We start from the raw sequence: 2,247 nt of genomic DNA, 5'->3' as shown, positions 1-2,247 counted from the left end.
CATCGGCGGGGCGTGTGGGAAGCACAACAGGTGGAACGGTAAACAGCCCGGGCAGTGGAGTCCACGGTGCTGACCAGCGGCCCCGACGCGGGCCGGGTGGGGTGGCGGCCGGTGGGGCGGGGTAGTCCGTGGCTGGTCAACCCGATTTTTCATCCGGAAAAACTCTCCAACCATCACCCGATGGCTGGACTCAACACCCGCATGGGCGAGGTCTCCGACACCGACCCGCCGACACCTGACGCGGGCCGGTCCGGAGTCGAGAAGATTCTCGAACACCTCCTGACAGCCTGACCACACCCAAACCCTCCGGGAGCGGCTCGTGGTCGGGCTATCAGGCCTGCCATGGTGCGCCGAACGGCAGTCGTCGATCCCCGGATAGACTGTCCGGTGTGAGCGCCCAGGTAGATACCGTTTCCCACGCCGCTGATACTCCCGACCATCCGCAGCCGTTCGCCGAGCTCGGACTGAAGGACGACGAGTACGCGCGGATCCGCGAGATTCTCGGCCGTCGGCCCACCGACGCCGAACTCGCCATGTACTCGGTGATGTGGTCCGAGCACTGCAGCTACAAGTCGTCGAAGGTGCACCTGCGCTACTTCGGCGAGACCACCACCGACGAGATGAAGGCCGACATGCTGGCCGGTATCGGCGAGAACGCCGGTGTGGTGGACGTCGGTGACGGCTGGGCCGTCACCTTCAAGGTCGAATCGCACAACCACCCCAGCTACGTGGAGCCCTACCAGGGTGCGGCCACCGGCGTCGGCGGGATCGTCCGCGACATCATGGCCATGGGCGCCCGCCCGATCGCAGTGATGGATCAGCTGCGCTTCGGTGCGGCCGATGCCGCCGACACCCGGCGAGTCGTGGACGGTGTCGTTCGGGGCGTGGGCGGCTACGGCAACTCCCTCGGCCTGCCGAACATTGGTGGCGAGACCGTCTTCGATGCCAGCTATCAGGGCAACCCGCTGGTCAACGCGTTGTGCGCGGGCGTGCTCCGCAAAGAAGACCTGCATCTGGCATTCGCCTCGGGCGCGGGCAACAAGATCATCCTGTTCGGTGCACGCACCGGCTTGGACGGCATCGGCGGCGTCTCCGTCCTAGCGTCGGAAACCTTCGACGAGGACGCCGGGAGCGAAGCGAGCGGGTCCAATGAAACTGGGTCGGTGAGTCGTCGGGTCTCCCGCAAGAAGCTGCCCAGCGTCCAGGTGGGCGATCCGTTCACCGAGAAGGTGCTCATCGAGTGCTGCCTGGACCTGTACCGTGACGGCCTCGTCGTCGGTATTCAGGATCTCGGCGGCGCAGGCCTCTCGTGTGCCACGTCGGAGCTGGCCGCGGCCGGTGACGGCGGCATGCACATCGACCTGGAGAAGGTGCCGATGCGCGCCGTCGGCATGACCCCGGCCGAGGTGCTCTCCAGCGAATCGCAAGAGCGCATGTGCGCGGTGGTCACCCCGGAGAACGTCGACGCTTTTATGGCCGTCTGCCGCAAGTGGGACGTGCTGGCCACCGTCATCGGTGAGGTGACCGATGGCGAGCACCTGGAAATCACCTGGCACGGCGAGACCGTCGTTGATGTGCCGCCGCGCACCGTCGCCCACGACGGTCCCGTCTACGAGCGTCCCCTCGCCCGCCCGGACTGGCAGGACGCCACCGTCGCGAACACCACCGCGAACCTGGCCCGCCCGCAGACCGGCGACGAACTGCGCGCGACCTTCCTGCAGCTCCTCGCCAGCCCGGCGCTGTGCAGCCGCAAGTTCATCACCGAACAGTACGACCGCTATGTCCGCGGTAACACGGTGCTCGCCGAACATGCCGACTCCGGCATGATCCGGATCGACGAGGAGACCGGCCGCGGTATCGCCCTCGCCACCGACGCCTCCGGCCGCTACACCTTCCTTGATCCGTACCGCGGCGCGCAGCTGGCGCTGGCCGAGGCCTACCGCAACGTCGGCGCCTCCGGTGCCGTCCCGCGCGCGGTGAGCAACTGCCTCAACTTCGGTTCGCCCGAGGACCCGGCGGTGATGTGGCAGTTCAGCCAGGCCGTCCGCGGTCTCGCTGATGGCTGCGCACAGCTGGGCATTCCGGTGACCGGCGGCAACGTCAGCTTCTACAACCAGACCGGCTCCACGCCGATCCTGCCGACGCCGGTGGTCGCCGTGCTCGGTGTGATCGACGACGTTGATCGCCGGATCCCCAGCGGTTTCGGTACCGAACCGGGGGAGAGTCTGCTGCTGCTCGGCGATACCC

At 67.5% G+C, this 2,247-nt stretch carries 2 protein-coding genes; both read left to right on the top strand.

Translation table 11 applies throughout. The features are described from left to right. Nucleotides 1-54 precede the first annotated feature (54 nt). Complete coding sequence (locus WAW85_RS17190) at nucleotides 55-291, top strand: hypothetical protein (protein ID WP_422560798.1); 237 nt, start codon at nucleotides 55-57, stop codon at nucleotides 289-291. 98 nt (nucleotides 292-389) lie between these two features. Then, nucleotides 390-2,247 (top strand): phosphoribosylformylglycinamidine synthase subunit PurL (gene purL, locus WAW85_RS17185; protein WP_422560797.1); only part of this gene is annotated, 1,858 nt, incomplete at its 3' end.

This window comes from Gordonia sp. (in: high G+C Gram-positive bacteria) (genome assembly GCF_049299075.1).
Taxonomy (GTDB): Bacteria; Actinomycetota; Actinomycetes; order Mycobacteriales; family Mycobacteriaceae; genus Gordonia.
This window is presented reverse-complemented; position numbering and strand designations above follow the sequence as displayed.